The following is a 16,354-nucleotide window of genomic DNA, read 5'->3' on the forward strand; positions in this document are numbered from 1 at the left end:
AGCCTTCAGGCCGGTGTGCGCACCCTCGCCCACCGGCTGTCGCTGCCCGTGGGCGAGAAAGGCACCAAGCACGCTCCGGGCGGTTATCGCAGCGGGCAGGAATGGTTCGCCAAGTCCCGGCGTCTGCGGGTCCTCGAAGACCGGCTTCAGGCGGCACAGGCCGACTGGGAGGCCGGCATCGTGCATGTGGTGCGCGGCGGCAAGCGGCTGCTGAACACCCGCCACCACCTTGAGGCCGCCGGGCTCGGTGAAGCCGAATGGCGCCGCCGTTGGCGGGCCGAACGCCGCTTCCTCCAGGCGGACGGGGAGTCCGGCAAGCGGTACGGCAACGAGACCCTCCGCGTCACCCCCGACGGCGAGGTCTCCCTCAAACTCCCCGCCCCGCTGGCGTATCTGGCGAACGCGCCGCACGGCCGCTACGTCCTGGCCGCGCGGGTGTCGTTCGCACACCGGGGCGAGCAGTGGGCCGACCGCGTCAGCACGATGCGGGCCGTCGCCTACCGCATCCACGAGGACATTGGACGCTTGCGCTGGTACCTGACCGCGTCCTGGACCCTGCCCCCCGTCCAGACCATCCCCCTGGATGCGGTCCGCGCGAGGGGTGTGGTCGGCGTGGACACCAACGCCGACCACCTGGCCGCCTGGCGTCTGGACGAACACGGCAACCCCGTCGGGGAACCGCTGCGCTTCGGCTACGACCTCACCGGCACCGCTTCGCATCGCGACGCCCAGGTCAGACACGCCCTGATCCGCCTGCTGCACTTCGCCCGGCGGCACGACCTGACGATCGCCGTCGAGGACCTCGACTTCACGTCGGAGACCACCCGGGAGAAGCACGGCCGCCAGAAGCGGTTCCGGAACCTGATCTCCGGCATGCCCGTGGCCCGGCTCCGGGCCAGGCTCGTGTCCATGGCGACGGAACTCGGTATCCCCGTCATCGCGGTCGACCCCGCCTACACCAGCCGCTGGGGCGCCCAGCACTGGCAAAAACCCCTCACCACCAAGAACAGAAAAAGCACCCGCCACGACGCTGCCGCCGTGGCGATCGGAAGACGCGCCCTGGGACACCCGATCCGGCGACGGACGGCACCGCCCCGCACCCACCAGAGCGATGGATGCGGGCATCGGACCGTCCAGGCCCGACCAGGCAACCCAGGACGTGAGGGACACCGCCCCCGCATCCCCGGACCACGGACACGATCCATGCCGCCCGGACGCGCGGCGAACGCGGTCGACCAGAACGCCCAGCACCGTCCGGGGCGTTCGGCTGAGCACGAGACCTGGCAACAGGACTCACTCCCACTCAGTCTCTAGGAACGGTTTCCGACCGACTTCCATCGTGGACGGCGCCACCCGGTATGGCCCGTCGAGTCCTTTTCGGAAGACCTGAGAAAGGGGGTCCGGGGGAACGTACGTGTGGGTGCTCCGCATAATCTGTGGAGTTCGTGAGGAGAGGGACAAACGCCGTGACGGATACGACAGGGGGCCACCAGTGCCCGGAGTGCGGGGCACCGAAGGAGCCGGACGGCTCCCCCTCCTGCGACTGCAACCAGCGGACCTCCGACGCGTTGCGCGACGCGCGTACCGCCGAACAGGCGGCGGCGGAGGACTTCGACCCGCTGCGGATACGCCCGTACATCGACGTGGAGCGCACCGAAGCCGACGCACGCACGGGCACGGGCGACGGGCAGACCGAGCCGGTGCCCGCGGCGAGCGAACAGACGGTGCCGGTGCCGGCGGTGGACGAGCCGACGGTGCCGGTGCCCGCGGTGGACGAGCCGACGGTGCCGGTGCCCGCGGTGGACGAGCCGACGGTGGCGGGGCCGGAGTTCGGGTCCGTCTCCGGCGTGGAGCCGCCGCCGTACGACGACGGGCCCGAGGGGTCTCCGGAGGAATCCCGCCGGCGCTCCCGGTGGCCCCTGCTGCTGTCCGCGGCCGGAGCCGTGGTGGCGGTCCTCGCCGCGGCAGGCTTCGTGAGCGGCCTCTTCTCCCAGTTGACGCCGGCCCGGGACGGGGCGGCGCCGCAGGACGTAAGGGAGAGCGTCCCGGACGTCACACCGAGCACGGCATCACCTTCGGCCGCGGCGCCGGTGACCTCGTCCAGCCCTTCGGCGTCCGCGTCGGCGTCGGCGAGTGCGAGCCCCTCCGCCACGGCGTCGAGCGCGACGCCCTCGCCGACCCCCTCCCGCTCGGCCGCGCCCACCCGGTCGACCCCGGCGACCGGCACGTCGGCCTCCGCGCAGCCCTCCTCACCCCCGGTCCTGCGCCCCGGCGACAGCGGCGCGCAGGTCACGGAACTCCAGCTCCGGCTGAAGCAGGTGGGCCTGTACTCGGGGAACGCCGACGGCCACTACGACAGCAAGACCGAGAGCGCGGTGCGCACGTACCAGTTCACGCGGGGCATCCTGACCGACGAGCCGGGGGTGTACGGACCGGCTACCCGCGCGGCGCTGGAGTCGGAGACGACGAAGCCGTAGGGGGTGGGCCGACGGGGGGTGCGGGTGGGTGAGGGCGGGGTGGGGCGGTTGCGGTTGTGGGTGGCTGCGGGTGAGTGGGGGTTGCTCGCGCAGTTCCCCGCGCCCCTTACGGGGCTCATCAGCCGCGGGCAGTCGTGCCGCTGGGGCGGCACGGGTGGGCGCTGGGGGTCCCCCCGGCCGAAGGCTGGGGGAGGCACCCGGCAAGCGCCGGTGAGCGTCCCCGCCTCAGGCCCCGCCGACCCGCACCCGGAGGGAGCCGTCCGCCGCCGTCTCCACGCGGACCGCCGTCAGGTCCCGCACCACCACGTCCGGACCGTGCGCCGACGCCCGCGCGCCGACCCCCACGACCCGCATCCCCGCCGCCCGCCCCGCCGCGATCCCCGCGCCCGAGTCCTCGAACACCACACAGTCCGCCGGAGCGATCCCGAGCTCCGCCGCCCCCTTCAGAAAGCCCTCGGGGTCCGGTTTGCTGGCGCCCACCGACTCCGCGGTCACCCGTACCGCCGGCAGCGGCAGCCCGGCGGCAGCCATCCGTGCCGTGGTCAGCGCCACGTCCGCCGAGGTCACCAGCGCGTGCGGCAGCCCCTGGAGGGAGGCGAGGAAGGCCGCGGCGCCGGGGATCTCCACCACGCCCTCCGTGTCGGCCGTCTCCTCCGCCAGCATCCGCGCGTTGTCCGCGAGGTTCTGCTTCATCGGCCGGTCCGGCAGCAGCACCGCCATGGACGCGTGCCCCTGGCGCCCGTGGACGACCTTCATGACCTCGTCGCCGTCCAGCCCGTGCCGCTCGGACCAGCGCCGCCAGATGCGTTCGACGACGGCGTCGGAGTTGACGAGGGTGCCGTCCATGTCGAGCAGGAGGGCGCGGGCGGTGAGGACGGTGGCCGTCATCGGGCAGCTCCTAGTGCACAGGCCGAAAGCAGGCCGGGAAGAACAAGGCGGCCCCGCCCGCCGGTCAGGGAGAACGGGCGGGAGCCACTTTGTTTCTCTACGGTACAAAACGGGGGGTGATCCCGCCACCGCCTTCGCCGACCGTTCACCGACTCTTCAGGTCGCGACCCCCCGGTACGCGGCCGGCTCAGCCCGCGATCGCCTCCCACAGGCTCCACACGCCCAGCGCCAGCATCAGCGCCGCCGCGATCCGCGTGATCAGCCGCAGCGGCACCTTCCTCATCAGCGCCTTGCCGCCGACGATGCCGAGCCCGGCCACCGCCCACAGGCCGAGCACCGCGCCGAGGCCGACGGACAGCGGGGCGTCGTAGCGCGCCGCGAGGTTCGCCGTCATGATCTGCGTGAGGTCCCCGAACTCGGCAACCAGGATGAGCGTGAATCCGGTACCGGCGACCTTCCAGAAGGACTGGTCGGCCGGCTTGCGGATCTCCTCTTCCTCCTCGCCCTTCTTCAGCAGCAGCACGGCCGCGCCGCCGAGGAAGAGCACGCCGGTCAGCGCGTGCACGATCTGCTGCGGGAGCAGGGTCAGGACACTGCCCGCCGCCACGGCGAGCACGACATGCAGCAGGAAGGCCGCGGCGACCCCGGCGAAGACGTACGACGCCCGGTAGCGCGTACCCAGGACGAGACCGGCGAGCGCGGTCTTGTCGGGCAGTTCGGCGAGGAAGATGACGCCGAAGACGAGCGCCGTCACGGTGATGCTGATCAAGGGTCCTCAATCGGTCGGGCCGCCCCGCCGAGAGCACCGCACTACGCAGACGAACACCTCGGCACGGCAGCGCACACGGTCACCCGTGCCGAACGGCACAGGCGTGCACTGCTTGCCGAAGGTCTCGCTGGCGGCGCCGTGACCGAAATGGCCGAGGTCCGCCTCCGGGCGCCGGCTCAGACGGGCTGAGCAGTATGTCGACGGTCCGGCGAAGAGCTACTCCCCTTCAACGCCGTCAAGACTACGCGATCCAGCCATGGCCCCCAAGACCGGGACCGCAGTCTGTGAGTCACGCCGCACCCCTTGTCGTGTCATGAACGCGTCATTAGTTTCTTACCGAACGCTCACCCACCGGCAACACGGCGGCGCGAGCATTCCCTCGCCCGCGCTCAACACCCCACCCCCACCAGGGAGTTCGCATGCCGAAGTTCTACGCGCGTCGACGGCTCAGCATACTCGCGGCGTTCACCGGACTCATAGCCTCCGCCGCACTGTTCAACTCCCCGAGCGCCTCCGCCGCGCTGCCCACCCCGGTCAGCGCGTCCACCGCCCGCACCTACCTCGCCTCGCTCACCGTGGCCACCGAGGACCGCACCGGCTACGCGCGCGACCTCTTCCCGACCTGGGACACCATCAGCGGCACCTGCAACACCCGCGAGTGGATCCTCAAGCGCGACGGTACGAACGTCGTCACCAACTCCGCCTGCACCGCCACCAGCGGCAGCTGGTACTCCCCCTACGACGGCGCCACCTGGACCGCCGCCTCCGACGTCGACATCGACCACCTGGTCCCGCTCGCCGAGGCCTGGGACTCCGGCGCCGGCGGGTGGACCACCGCGCGGCGCGAGGCCTTCGCCAACGACGTCACCCGCCCGCAACTGCTCGCCGTCACGGACAACGTGAACCAGTCCAAGGGCGACAAGGACCCCGCCGAGTGGATGCCCTCGCTGACGTCCTACCGCTGCACCTACGTCCGCGCCTGGGTCCAGGTGAAGTACTACTACGGCCTCTCCGTGGACTCCGCCGAGAAGAGCGCCCTCACCGGCTACCTCTCCGCCTGCTGAACCAGCCGGCCGGCTCTCCTTCCCTGCCTCTTCCCCCGCCGCTTTCCCTGCCTCTTTCCCTGCCTCTTTCCGCGTCGGAACCTCCCCGCCGGCCTCCGTCGTTCCGTACCGTACGGGGCGACGGGGGGCGAACGACCGAGGAAGAGGGCGGGGCGATCGTGGCCGGACTGCGCCTGGGACCGCTGCTGAGATACACCGACGGCTCGTCGGCGACCGTCTGGGTCGAGGCGAGCCGTCCGTGTACCGCCGAGGTGCGCTGCGCCGACGGCGCCGCCGGCACCGCGCGCACCTTCCAGGTGGCCGGCCACCACTACGCCCTGGTCCCGGTGACCGGGCTGACCCCGGGGACGTCACCGTCGTACGACGTCTTCCTCGACGGCACGCGCGTGTGGCCGCTGCCCGGGTCCCCTTTCCCGCCCTCGGTGATCCGCGTCCCGGCCGCGGGCGCAAGCCTCGACGTCGTCTTCGGCTCCTGCCGCTGGGCCGCTCCCCCGGCCGACGGCCATGACCCGGTCGGCCCGGACGCCCTGGACAGCCTGGCCGCCCGCCTCGCCGCCGGTGGCGGTGCGCGGCCGGACGTGCTGCTCCTGCTGGGCGACCAGGTGTACGCCGACGAGACCTCGGCGGCCACCCGGCACTGGCTGGCCGCCCGCCGCGGCCTCGCGGACCCGCCCGGCGCCGAGGTCGCGGACTACGAGGAGTACACCCGCCTCTACCACGAGTCCTGGCTGGACCCGGAGGTGCGCTGGCTGCTCTCCACCGTGCCGAGTTGCATGATCTTCGACGACCACGACGTGATCGACGACTGGAACACCTCCGCGGCCTGGCTCGCCGACCTGCGCGCCACGCCGTGGTGGCAGGAGCGGCTGCTGAGCGGGCTGATGTCGTACTGGGTCCATCAGCACCTGGGGAACCTGTCCCCCGCCGAGCTGGCGGCCGATCCGCTGTACGCGGCCGTACGCTCCGCCCCCGACGGCACCGACGAACTGCGCGCCTTCGCCGCGAAGGCCGACGCCGACCCGGCCTCGGTGCGCTGGAGCTACCGGCGTGACTTCGGGCGGGTCCGGCTGCTGATGGTGGACACCCGGGCGGCCCGGGTGCTCGACGAGCGGAGCCGCGCCATGCTCGACCCCGGCGAGGCCGGGTGGCTGCGCGAACAGGCGCTGGACGGCCGGGAGTCCTACGACCATCTCCTGGTCGGCACCTCACTGCCCTGGCTGCTGCCGCACCTGATACACGACGTCGAGAGCTGGGACGCGGCGCTGTGCCGGGGCGAACGCGGCGCCCGCTGGGCACGGTTCGGGGAACGGCTGCGCCGCGCGGCCGACCTGGAGCACTGGGCGGCCTTCCCGGCCTCCTTCGCGGAGCTGGCCGGCCTGTTCGCCCGGACCGGCTCCGGACCCGAGGCGCCCGCCTCCATCTGCGTGCTCTCCGGAGACGTCCATCACGCGTACGTCGCCGAACCCGCGTGGCCCGCCGGTACCGCGCCCGACTCCCGCGTGCTGCAACTCACCTGCTCCCCCGTCCACAACTCCGTGCCGCCGACGATCCGGGCCGGCTTCCGGTTCGGCTGGAGCGCCCTGGCCCGGCTCCTCGGGCGGCGCCTCACCCGGCACGGGCGCTGTGCGCGACCGCCGGTGACCTGGCGGAAGAAGGGCGGCCCGTGGTTCGGCAACCAGCTCATGACGCTGACGCTGCACGGCCGTTCGGCCCGGCTGCGGCTGGAGCGGGCCCGACGGGACGGGACCCTGGAGACCCTGGAGGAGTCCGTCCTCACCACGTCATGAGGGACAGCCGGACGGCAACCGGGTTGCGACGGCGGGCGCGTCGGCCTCCGTTGCCCGCGAGGCACCCTGAGGCGGAACGTGCGCTTCCCGATCCCGTACGGACGGTCTTCCTGCCCGGGGCCGCAACCCGCGGGCCGCAACCCGCCCGGGAGCCGGAGCCACGCCGCACATGGCCTCTCCCTTTGCCGAACATACGCAGCCCCCGTGACACTCCTGTCACACCCCCCGCGTACGCTGCATGGCTGTCGCCGGGGGGCGCACCAGGACAATCGCGGGGGAAGAGTCGTGTGGGAAAGCATGGGGTCGTTGGAGGACGGGCCATGGATATACGCCATGGTGGCCCTCTCCGTGCTCCTGGATGTGTTCCTGCCGGTCCTGCCGAGCGGCTTACTGGTCATCACCGCGGCCACGGCAGCGGCGGCGGGCACCGGCGCCTCGGCCGGACGGGTCCCGCCGCACGAACTGGCGGACATCCTGGCGCTGACCCTCTGCGCGGCGGCCGCGTCGGTCCTCGGTGACCTGGTCGCCTACCGGCTGGCCTGGCGCGGCGGGGCCCGCCTGGACCGTGCGATCGCCCGCTCCCGGCGGCTGAGCGACGCGCAGGAACGTCTGGGCGAGGCCCTCTCCCGGGGCGGCGGCGCACTGGTGGTGCTGGCCCGCTTCGCCCCGGCCGGCCGCTCGATCGTCTCCCTCGGCGCCGGCGCGACCCACCGCAGCGTCCGCGACTTCCTCCCCTGGTCCGCCCTGGCCGGCCTGGCCTGGGCGGTCTACAGCGTCGCCCTCGGCTGGCTGGGCGCCCAGTGGCTGGGCGCGACCTGGATGGCCACGGCCGTGTCGGTGGCAGCCCTGTTCGGCGCGGGAGCGGGCGCGGGATACCTGATGCGAAGACGCAGCCCGGCCTGACCTGTCCGCCGATCCCACCGCGGGCGCCGCACCGGGACACCCTCTGGAGGAGTCGCGCCGCACCGGGGACGCCCCCGCCGGGGCAGGCACCCGGCGAGCGCCGGCAGGCGGCCCGAGCCCCGCCTCAGCCCCCGCCCACGGCCCCCTGCCCCCGCACCTCCAGTCCCCCCAGCAGCGCGGCGGTCGCCTCCGCGACCGCGTCCACCGCCCGCTCGAACACCTCCCGATTGTGCGCGGCCGGCGCCCGGAACCCGGACACCTTCCGCACGTACTGCAACGCGGCAGCACGGATCTCGTCCTCCGTGGCCTCCTCGGCCAGCTGAGGCGGACGCAGGGTCTTGATACTCCGGCACATCTCCCCAGTCTCCCGCAACGCCCCTCCCTCCTGCGAGGATCTTCCCGAGGCGGCCACCGATCCCGGGGCCGACCGACGAGAGGACACCACCATGCCGACCCCCAACGCCCCCACCCCCCACCTCACCGTCGCCGTCCTCGGCCCCGGCGGTGTCGGCGGCCTGCTCGCCGCTCTGCTCCGCCGCGCCGGCCACCGCGTCGTCTGCCTGGCGGGCGAGGAGACGGCGCGCACGCTCCGCACCACCGGAATCCACGTCCACAGCCCCCAGTTCGGCGACTTCACGGCTCCCGTGGACGCCGACACGGCCCTCCGTGAGCCCGTCGACGCCTGCCTGATCACCGTCAAGGCCACCGCCCTGGACGCGGCCCTCACCCGGATCCCGCCCGCGGCCCTCGGCGACGCCCTTGTCATACCGTTCCTGAACGGCGTCGAACACCCCGCCCTGCTGCGCGCCCGCTACACCCCCGACCACGTGGCCCCGGCCGTGATCCGCGTCGAGTCGACCCGCACCGCCCCCGGCCGCGTCGCACACACCAGCCCCTTCGCCGAGATCGACCTGACCGGCGCCGAGGTCCCCCGCCCCCGCCTGGAGGCCCTGGCCGAGGCCCTGACCGCCGCGGGCCCGGCCACCCGCGTCCTGGAGGACGAGACCACCGCCCTGTGGGCGAAGATGGCGTTCCTCGCACCGCTCGCCCTCCTCACCACCCGCTACCGTCTCCCCCTGGGCGAGGCCCGCACCCGGCACCGCGAGGAACTGGCGTCCCTCGTGGCGGAGACGGCGGCCGTCAGCCGCGCCTGCGGCGCCCCCGTCGACCCGGCCCAGGCGCTGGCCCGGTACGACGCCTTCCCGCCCGCCACCAAGTCCTCGATGCAGCGCGACGCGGAGGCCGGCCGCCCCCTCGAACTCGACGCGATCGGAGGCGCGTTGCTGCGCGCGGCGGACCGGCACGGCGTACCCGTGCCGGTGACGGCCCGTATCGTCAGCGAACTGCGCGAGGCCGGGCGCTAGCGGCCGCTCAGCCCCGGGGCGTGTCCGGCGGTACCGCCGGGGGTGCGGGCGGCGGCGATGAACGCGGCCATCTTCTCGCGGCTCTTCACCCCCGGCGCGGTCTCCACGCTGCTGGACACGTCCACGCCGTAGGGCCCGAACTCCTCGACGACACCGGCCACGTTGTGCTCGTCGAGGCCGCCGGCGATCACCACGTTCCCCGGCACGTCGCCGACCCAGCCGGGGATGTCCGCGAACACGCCGCTGCCCCCGCGCTGGCGTCGTAGAAGAATTGACTTGCTCCTCGGGTTGAAGCCCGAGGATTCTGGCCTTCTCGATCGTTGCCGTGCCGCTACGCGGCGCGGGGTTCGGTCGGGAGTCCGTGGCTTCCTGTTTCTTCGCGCTGTGCCGGGATTGCTCCTGGTCTTACCGGCGCTCCGCAGGCCGAGACCGCCAGTCCGGCGGCCGTTTTGATGTTGATCGCGGCATTGGTGTCCCGGTCGTGGACGGTGCCGCAGGCGGTACAGGTCCATTCCCGGATGTTCAGGGGTTTGGGTCCGTCCTTGACTCCGCAGGTGGAGCAGGTCTGGGAGGTCGGCTCGAACCGGCCGATCTTGACCAGGGTGCGGCCGTACCGCTGCGCCTTGTACTCCAGCATGCTGGTGAATGTCAGTGGTCGTTCATACAGTCTAGATATGACTCGGGATGTGGCAACGGCCAGGCAGCACAACGCAGTTGGTGAGAATGCGGCGATCTACTGCCGGATCTCGCAAGCCGGGGACGATGACCAGACCGGCGTGGACCGTCAGGAACGGATCTGCCGGGAGGTGGCGGAGCGGCTGGGGGCGCGGGTGGCGGATGTGTTCGTGGACAACAACCGCTCCGCGTGGCGGCGCAACCGCAAGCGGCCGGGCTGGGACGCGTTACTGGTGCGGATGGGTGAAGGTGCGTACCGGCACGTGATCGTCTACCACCCCGACCGGCTGATGCGGCAGCCCAAGGATCTCGAAGAGCTGCTGACCATCGCGGACGATCAGCACGTGGTGCTGCACGGGCAGGCCAACCGCAAGGACCTGTCGGACCCGGACGACCGGTTCATCCTGCGTATCGAGGTGGCGCACGCCTGCCGTTCCTCCGATGACACCTCCCGCCGTACCCGCGCGGCGCTGGAGGACCGGGCCCGCGCCGGAAAGCCGCACGGCGGACGCCGCTATGGCTACGCCACGGACGGCTGCACCGTGATCGAAGAAGAAGCCGAGGTCGTCCGGGAGGTCTTCCGCCGCTTCCTGGACGGAGAGACGGCCAGCGCCATAGCCAAGGACCTGCACGCACGACAGCTCACGACGGCCGAGGGAGCGCAGTGGCAGCCCAACAAGGTCCGCAATCTGCTGACCATGCCGTACGTGGCAGGAATCCAGGTGCACCGGGGCCAGCGGATCGGCATGGGCGAGTGGCCTGCGCTCATCGACGTGGGCCAGTGGGAGGAGGTTCAGCAGCTCCGTGCCTACCGGGCTGCGCACAGCGGCAAGAGCACTGCCGAGCACCGCTACTACCTGCTGCGCGGGGTGGTGATGTGCACCTGTGGCATGCGGATGTCGGGCAGCAGCAATCGGATCAAGCCGATCTACCGGTGCACCCGGGCCGCCGCCTACGGCCAGGAGCGCTGCACGCGCGCCATCACCGCCGAGCCTCTCGAAGCCTTCACCCGGGACGTGGCGCTTGAGGTGCTGGAGAAGCTCGACATCTCCGGCCGCCAGCCCGCCACCACCACCCGGCCGTCACAGGACGTGGCCGCCGACGAGGACGACGCCGCGCAACTCGCGGAGCTGAACCAGATGTGGTTGTCCAAGGAGATCCCGACCCCGGAATACCGGTCCATGCGCCGCGTCATCGAGGACAGGATCAAGGAGCGGCAGCGCCGCACCGTGCAGCGGCCCGTAGCGGTGCTCGAAGGCATCGTGGGACCGGACGCGCGAAAGAACTGGCGACGGTTGGAGGAGGAGAAGGACTACGCCCGCATGAACGCCGTCTTCCGTTTCCTGTTCGCCGCAGTGATCATCCACCCCACCAGCAAGCGGGGCCAGGGGCTGGACTTCGACCGCATAGAGATCGAGCCCAACCCGCTCGACTAAAGGCTGTCCCGTATCGATCTTTGGCTCTGGCTCGAAGTCGCCTTTGTCTGGCGGCCGAACCGTGGACGGCCTGTGGTTAGGACCGGGATCATGACCTGCATGCCAACCTGGACTATCAAGCCCGAGCCCATCACTGGCGCGGCAGTGGACGATGTGATGCGGCAGTACTTCACGGAGATGGGCCTGCGGGTGCTGGGACGCTCAGCTACAGAGACCGAACTCCGAACAGTGCTTGTCAAAGACCCGCACCATGACCTCAGCCCGCCCGGCGGCGAGTTCCTCGTCGCACGCAGCGACAGGGGCGAGTTTCTGGGTTGTGCGGGAGTGCGGCTGCTTGGCGGCAGTCCGAAGACGGCGGAACTCAAGCGGATGTACGTGTCCCCCTCCGGGAGGGGGAAGGGACTGGGTCGGGGGCTGTTGGTCGCCGTCGAGGAGGCTGCCAGGAGTTTGGGCGCTACTCGGGTGGTGTGCGAAACCAACACACAGCTCGCCGAGGCGCGGGCCCTGTATACGCGGTACGGATATGCCGAGACCATGCCGTATGAAGGCCATGGGAGTGCAGATTGCTGGTACGCCAAGGCTCTTGCTTAGCGAGACTGACGAGTCGGGCTGCAGTTGAGAAGGAACTTGGCGTCGGTGGTGTGATCACGGCGTCGGAGCTGTCTTGGATAGCCCCGTTCACGGGGCTAAGGACTCGAATCAGAATGAGGTCTTGAGCCGTCAGTCATCGTTATGAGGGCCGAGGAGCCGTGCGAGCCGTGCCGCGCTCTTCGGCCCTATCCGTGCCGGGAATTTCGCCGCCTGTCGTCTGACGGCACGTGTGCGTTGATCATCTTGGGAACGCTGTGCGCGCAACCTGTGTAGGCCTCCGTGTCAGTGGTGTCGGTGGGTCGCGGCAGTCCATGGCGTTGCTCCTTTCACTTCGGTCATCACTCGTCCTTACATGATGACAGCGGGGTCTGACAGAAGAGGCCTCAATAACACCGCCTGGAATACGGGCAGTTACCCGCCCCCGGCGTGAGCAACGGGCATCGGTCGAAACAGCCTTCACTTCCTCAAGGGCGCGCCTGCGGCGCGCCGGGCCACCCGGCCGCCCCGGCCGGGCGTGCGGCGTGGGCGCCGGTCCCGTCCGGTCGCCGGGCGCCCCGCACGCAGTCCGCCCGAGGAGTAGGGCGATGACGGGCAGTTTGAGGCCGGGGTGTGGTGGGCCGGGGGTCGACGGCCTCCGAGACTTTACGCAGCTCCCATGGGGCGAGCCTCGAAGAACAGGGGGCCTATCGGGCACACCAGCAGGCAGGCCCCATACCTGCCCGATTCGCCGGGCCAGCGTAAGGCCCCCTGTTCACTCGTCCCATGGCAGCTACTGCCCAAAGTCTCTGCGGCCGGCGACGTGCCCACCCTCACCGCTCACCGGGGAAAAGACGTGTCAGTCGGTGTCCCGCTTACCGACGAGGAGTTCGTCCCCGGTGGGGAAGCGGGCGGTGCCGCCCTCTTCCCAGGTGACCACGACGGCCAGCCCGCCCATCGGTCCCCGGTCGGCCTTCACTGTCTTCACCCTGCGCCACTGACCCTCGTAGCCGATCACGTCACCGGGAACGACGAGGGCAGCGCGTTTCGTGGGGACACCTAATCGGTCTCGGCGCGCCGGATGTGGTCCAAAGGGGTGTCCCACTCGATGCCACCCCCTCGCGGGCGGATGTACGCGGTCCGGCTGACGATCCGGCCGGAGTCCTTCAGCCGTTCCTCGATCACGTCCTGGAGCTCACCCGTGCGTCCCGAGGCTCTGTCCTCGACGAGCGTGCCCTGCGGGTACGGCAGGGTGCCGTGATCGAACATTGTGGCTGGCTTCTCAATCTGTGTCATGAGTCCTCGTCCCACCTGGGCATACGTGTGTCACCCAAGAGAACTCCCGGTGTGCAGAACCAACTTGCACAGCTCTTGCACAACGGCCTGGAGCGGGAGGGACAGAGTGAGACGATGGGACGCAACGGACGTCGAGCGGGGAAGACGTACAGGATGAGCGCGATCAGGATTCCCGGACCCGGTACGAACGTGGCCGTCTGCCGCAAGGCACGCGACCTCAGCCAGGTCGCCCTTGCCCGGCGGGCAGGCTTGTCGGTTTCACTGCTCAGCAAGATCGAGATCGGAGACCGAGCCCTCACCCAGGGCATCGCCGCCTCCCTCGCACAGGCCATGGGACTCACCCTCGACGAGCTGCTGGGCACGGAACCCGTCGCCAAGACGGACGAAGCGAGCTTGGCCGCCCTCAACTACGCCATCAGGCGCTTCGACATCCCGGACGCCCCGCCACCGCACCCCGAAGACCTCCCACGCGAACTGGCCCAGCTGAACGAGCACCGCTACCGCACCGAACTGGGGACAGTCCTCCAGAAGCTGCCCGGGGTGCTGGCCAAGTCGACCAACTACGCACACGCCACCCAGTCGCCCGACGCGTGGACCCGGGTCGCCGACGTGTACTCGGTTGTGTACTGGCTGGCCGCCCGGTTCCGGTGGATGCACCTCGCCGAGCTTGCCGTCATGAAGCAGAGGCTGGCCGCTGAGCGCGCCCACCCGATCGCCGCCACGGTGGCCGCCCGCGACGAGGCCGGGACGTTTCTGAACTCAGGCGACTTCGCAGGCGGGTTGGCCATCGTTGACCGAGCCGTCGTCGAGGCCGAGTCAACTCTTGAGGGGCGTGACCGGGCGTACGGCTTGGGCATCCTGCACCTGCGCGGGCTGACGCTCGCGGGTCGGATCAAGGACAGGCGCACGGCACAGCAGCACATCGACGCCGCATGGCGGGTCGCCGACGAGTTCGCCGAGGACATCGAGGATCACGGCATCCACTTCGGGCCGGAGAACACGGCGGTACACGTCATTTCCACGACGTCCGACATGGAAGACCACCGGGGGGCGCTGGACACCGCCCACGACCTGATCCGCAGTGGCCTGACGCTTCCCGCGACCAGGGTCGGGCCGCTGCACATGAACATCGGCCGGTCGCGGCTCGCCCTCGGCGACCGGGACGGCGCCCTCGAAGCCCTCGAAGAGGCCTGGAACGTCGCTCCCGAGATGGCCCGCGTCCACCCGACGAGCCAGGAGCTCATGCGCGTGCTGACCTCACTGCACCGCCGCAGCAATCCGAGGCTGACCCGCCTGGCCAAACGCGCGGGTGTGCCTTTCTGACCTCAGGAAGCCAAGACTGTATGAACGACCGTTGACGAACGAGGACCATCCGGCGTCGTGCACGGACTTGGCCAGTCTGGTGCGGGCCAGTCCCGCCACCGACAGGTCCTCCACGGCGATCCCTTGGTTCTCGGAGATCAGCCTGGTGGAGAGCTGGTGGTGGAACTCACGGCGTGCGTCGGCGACCTTGACGTGGGCGCGGGCGACCTTCAGGCGGGCCTTTTCGCGGTTCTTGCTTCCCTTCTGCTTGCGGGACAGCTCCCGCTGGGCCTTCTTCAGCTTCTTCTCCGCGCGCCGCAGGAAGCGCGGGGAGTCGATTTTCGTACCGTCGGACAGGACCGCGAAGTGGGTCAGGCCGAGGTCGATACCGATGGTGCGGTCGGTTTCGGGCATCCGGGTCACGTCGGCGGCGGGGCCGGTGTCGATGACGAAGGAGGCGAAGTACCGCCCGGCCGCGTCCTTGATGACGGTGACGGAGGAGGGCGTGGCGGGCAGCGTGCGGGACCACTTCACCTTCACCGTACCGATCTTCGGCAGGTTCAGGCGCCCTTTGTCGGTGATGGACCATCGGGCGTTGGCGGTGAACCGGATCGACTGCCGCTTGTCCTTGCGGGACTTGAAATGGGGAGCACCGGTCTTGGGCCCCTTGCGATCGCCCTTGAGGGAGGCGAAGAAGTTGCGGTACGCAGTCTCGACGTCCCGCAGGGACTGCTGGAGCACCACCGCGGAGACCTCGCCCAGCCAGGACCGCTCCACCGTCTGCTTCGCCTCGGTAATCAGCCTCTTGGACAGCTCTGCGGCCTTGGGGAACGGCTGCTTGGCCGCTTTGGCCTCCTCACGGGCGCGGACCGCGTCGTTGAACACGACACGGGCGCACCCGAACGCCCTCGCCAACGCTCTCTGCTGGCCGGTGTCCGGGTACAACCTGAAGGAGTACCGGAGCTGCATGACCATCACGATACATACTTGGGTTATGGGTGACATGCAGAAGATCAGAACTGGTAGGCACTGCATTTTCGTGATGCACGTCCACTTGGTCTTCGTGACCAAGTTCCGGCACAAGGTGTTCACCGATGCCCACTTGAGGCGTATGGAAGAGATCATGCGGTCGGTGTGTACGGACTTCGAATGCGAGCTGGTGGAGTTCAACGGCGAGAACAGCCATGTCCACCTGCTGGTGAACTTCCCGCCCAAGGTCGCCGTGACCAAACTGGTCAACTCCCTCAAGGGCGTCTCCTCCCGCCGATTGCGCCAGGAGTTCCCCGACCTGGTACGCCACTACTGGAGGGCCAACAAGCTGTGGTCCGGCTCCTACTTCGCCGGAACCGTCGGTGGCGCCCCACTCAGCGTGGTCAGGCAGTACATCGAACAGCAGAACCGGCCGGTGTAAGCACCGCCCGGCTCCGCCGGGACCAGCCCGCGCGACGCTCCGCACCGCAGGCGAGGAACTGCGGTGTCCGGCTTCTCGGGCGGGGTGGCGGAGGCGAGCGCGAGGTTCGGGACATCGGCCGTCTCGTAGATCTGGATGACGTCGAAGTGCTCGGCGACGGCCGCCGTCTCGGCGTACGCCAGGGCCACGGCGAAGACGGGGATCCGTCCCCGGGCGTGGCCGGCGAGCGCCACCGCCCGTCCGGGCGGGCAGTACCGCTTGCTCTTCGGGGTGACGACGATCCCGGCGGCGTCGTATCCCAGCTCGACGGCCCAGTCGATCTGCTGCTCCTGGGTGAGCCCGCACACCTTCACGAACGTCGACCGCTGCCCGCTCATCCGCCCCTGCTCCGTTCTCCCGCCCGGCGGGAACGTGA

General features: G+C 70.5%; 17 protein-coding genes and 2 pseudogenes. 10 read left to right on the forward strand and 9 right to left on the reverse strand.

Features of this window, described 5'->3' with window-relative positions:
* A partial coding sequence (locus tag LQ326_RS14465) for an IS200/IS605 family accessory protein TnpB-related protein (protein WP_234536429.1) occupies positions 1-1,314 on the forward strand: 1,314 nt, incomplete at its 5' end.
* A 152-nt stretch (positions 1,315-1,466) separates the two neighbouring features.
* Positions 1,467-2,477: a peptidoglycan-binding domain-containing protein gene (locus tag LQ326_RS14470; protein WP_234536432.1), complete on the forward strand. Its 1,011-nt coding sequence runs from the start codon at positions 1,467-1,469 to the stop codon at positions 2,475-2,477.
* 225 nt (positions 2,478-2,702) lie between these two features.
* Here the strand turns inward: LQ326_RS14470 and LQ326_RS14475 are convergent, their stop codons facing one another.
* The gene (locus LQ326_RS14475) at positions 2,703-3,365 is read right to left on the reverse strand and encodes an HAD-IA family hydrolase (RefSeq protein WP_234536434.1); all 663 of its coding nucleotides are present in this window, start codon (positions 3,363-3,365) and stop codon (positions 2,703-2,705) included.
* 187 nt (positions 3,366-3,552) lie between these two features.
* Positions 3,553-4,134 carry a TMEM165/GDT1 family protein gene (locus tag LQ326_RS14480; protein WP_234536436.1) on the reverse strand — a complete coding sequence of 194 codons (582 nt, stop codon included), beginning with the start codon at positions 4,132-4,134 and terminating at the stop codon, positions 3,553-3,555.
* 419 nt (positions 4,135-4,553) lie between these two features.
* Here LQ326_RS14480 and LQ326_RS14485 point away from each other — a divergent pair, with 419 nt between their 5' ends.
* The 3 genes from LQ326_RS14485 to LQ326_RS14495 all read left to right on the forward strand — a co-directional run bounded on the left by LQ326_RS14485 (position 4,554) and on the right by LQ326_RS14495 (position 7,888).
* Positions 4,554-5,198: an HNH endonuclease family protein gene (locus LQ326_RS14485; protein ID WP_234536437.1), complete on the forward strand. Its 645-nt coding sequence runs from the start codon at positions 4,554-4,556 to the stop codon at positions 5,196-5,198.
* A gap of 158 nt (positions 5,199-5,356) precedes the next feature.
* Positions 5,357-6,985 carry an alkaline phosphatase D family protein gene (locus tag LQ326_RS14490; protein ID WP_234536439.1) on the forward strand — a complete coding sequence of 543 codons (1,629 nt, stop codon included), beginning with the start codon at positions 5,357-5,359 and terminating at the stop codon, positions 6,983-6,985.
* Positions 6,986-7,270: 285 nt separating this feature from the next.
* Positions 7,271-7,888 (forward strand): DedA family protein, encoded by a 618-nt coding sequence (locus LQ326_RS14495; RefSeq protein WP_234536441.1) that lies wholly within the window; start codon positions 7,271-7,273, stop codon positions 7,886-7,888.
* A 124-nt stretch (positions 7,889-8,012) separates the two neighbouring features.
* Here the strand turns inward: LQ326_RS14495 and LQ326_RS14500 are convergent, their stop codons facing one another.
* Positions 8,013-8,243 (reverse strand): DUF2277 domain-containing protein, encoded by a 231-nt coding sequence (locus LQ326_RS14500; RefSeq protein WP_181808152.1) that lies wholly within the window; start codon positions 8,241-8,243, stop codon positions 8,013-8,015.
* 91 nt (positions 8,244-8,334) lie between these two features.
* Here LQ326_RS14500 and LQ326_RS14505 point away from each other — a divergent pair, with 91 nt between their 5' ends.
* Entirely contained in the window at positions 8,335-9,252 is a 918-nt protein-coding gene (locus LQ326_RS14505; RefSeq protein ID WP_234536443.1) for a ketopantoate reductase family protein, read from the forward strand.
* Here the strand turns inward: LQ326_RS14505 and trpF are convergent.
* Both trpF and LQ326_RS14515 read right to left on the reverse strand, forming a co-directional pair.
* Complete coding sequence (gene trpF / locus LQ326_RS47865; RefSeq protein WP_268207093.1) at positions 9,249-9,674, reverse strand: phosphoribosylanthranilate isomerase; 426 nt, start codon at positions 9,672-9,674, stop codon at positions 9,249-9,251. The two genes, LQ326_RS14505 and trpF, sit on opposite strands and share 4 nt — an antisense overlap.
* Positions 9,584-9,898: pseudogene (locus LQ326_RS14515) on the reverse strand (zinc ribbon domain-containing protein); the annotation flags it as partial. The gene trpF and the pseudogene LQ326_RS14515, both read right to left, overlap by 91 nt.
* A 28-nt stretch (positions 9,899-9,926) precedes the next feature.
* Between LQ326_RS14515 and LQ326_RS14520 the strand changes: the two are divergent.
* A complete protein-coding gene (locus tag LQ326_RS14520) occupies positions 9,927-11,363 on the forward strand; it encodes a recombinase family protein (protein ID WP_268207076.1) in 1,437 nt (478 codons plus the stop codon).
* A 99-nt stretch (positions 11,364-11,462) separates the two neighbouring features.
* Positions 11,463-11,954 (forward strand): GNAT family N-acetyltransferase, encoded by a 492-nt coding sequence (locus LQ326_RS14525; protein ID WP_234536450.1) that lies wholly within the window; start codon positions 11,463-11,465, stop codon positions 11,952-11,954.
* 835 nt (positions 11,955-12,789) lie between these two features.
* Here LQ326_RS14525 and LQ326_RS47870 read toward each other — a convergent pair.
* Both LQ326_RS47870 and LQ326_RS14530 read right to left on the reverse strand, forming a co-directional pair.
* Positions 12,790-12,918 (reverse strand): hypothetical protein, encoded by a 129-nt coding sequence (locus tag LQ326_RS47870; protein WP_268207078.1) that lies wholly within the window; start codon positions 12,916-12,918, stop codon positions 12,790-12,792.
* A gap of 71 nt (positions 12,919-12,989) precedes the next feature.
* Entirely contained in the window at positions 12,990-13,199 is a 210-nt protein-coding gene (locus LQ326_RS14530; protein WP_234536452.1) for a hypothetical protein, read from the reverse strand.
* A 180-nt stretch (positions 13,200-13,379) separates the two neighbouring features.
* On the opposite strand from LQ326_RS14530, the gene LQ326_RS14535 reads away from it, so the two are divergent.
* A complete protein-coding gene (locus LQ326_RS14535; protein WP_234536455.1) occupies positions 13,380-14,549 on the forward strand; it encodes a helix-turn-helix domain-containing protein in 1,170 nt (389 codons plus the stop codon).
* Positions 14,550-14,575: 26 nt separating this feature from the next.
* Here LQ326_RS14535 and LQ326_RS14540 read toward each other — a convergent pair.
* A pseudogene (locus LQ326_RS14540) lies at positions 14,576-15,497 on the reverse strand (RNA-guided endonuclease InsQ/TnpB family protein); the annotation flags it as partial.
* A 25-nt stretch (positions 15,498-15,522) separates the two neighbouring features.
* Between LQ326_RS14540 and tnpA the strand changes: the two are divergent.
* Positions 15,523-15,939 carry an IS200/IS605 family transposase gene (gene tnpA, locus LQ326_RS14545; protein WP_234536459.1) on the forward strand — a complete coding sequence of 139 codons (417 nt, stop codon included), beginning with the start codon at positions 15,523-15,525 and terminating at the stop codon, positions 15,937-15,939.
* Here the strand turns inward: tnpA and LQ326_RS14550 are convergent.
* Complete coding sequence (locus LQ326_RS14550; protein WP_234536462.1) at positions 15,861-16,316, reverse strand: beta/alpha barrel domain-containing protein; 456 nt, start codon at positions 16,314-16,316, stop codon at positions 15,861-15,863. The two genes, tnpA and LQ326_RS14550, sit on opposite strands and share 79 nt — an antisense overlap.
* Positions 16,317-16,354: the final 38 nt, after the last annotated feature.

The organism is Streptomyces shenzhenensis, from assembly GCF_021462265.1.
GTDB classification, from domain to species: domain Bacteria; phylum Actinomycetota; class Actinomycetes; order Streptomycetales; family Streptomycetaceae; genus Streptomyces; species Streptomyces shenzhenensis.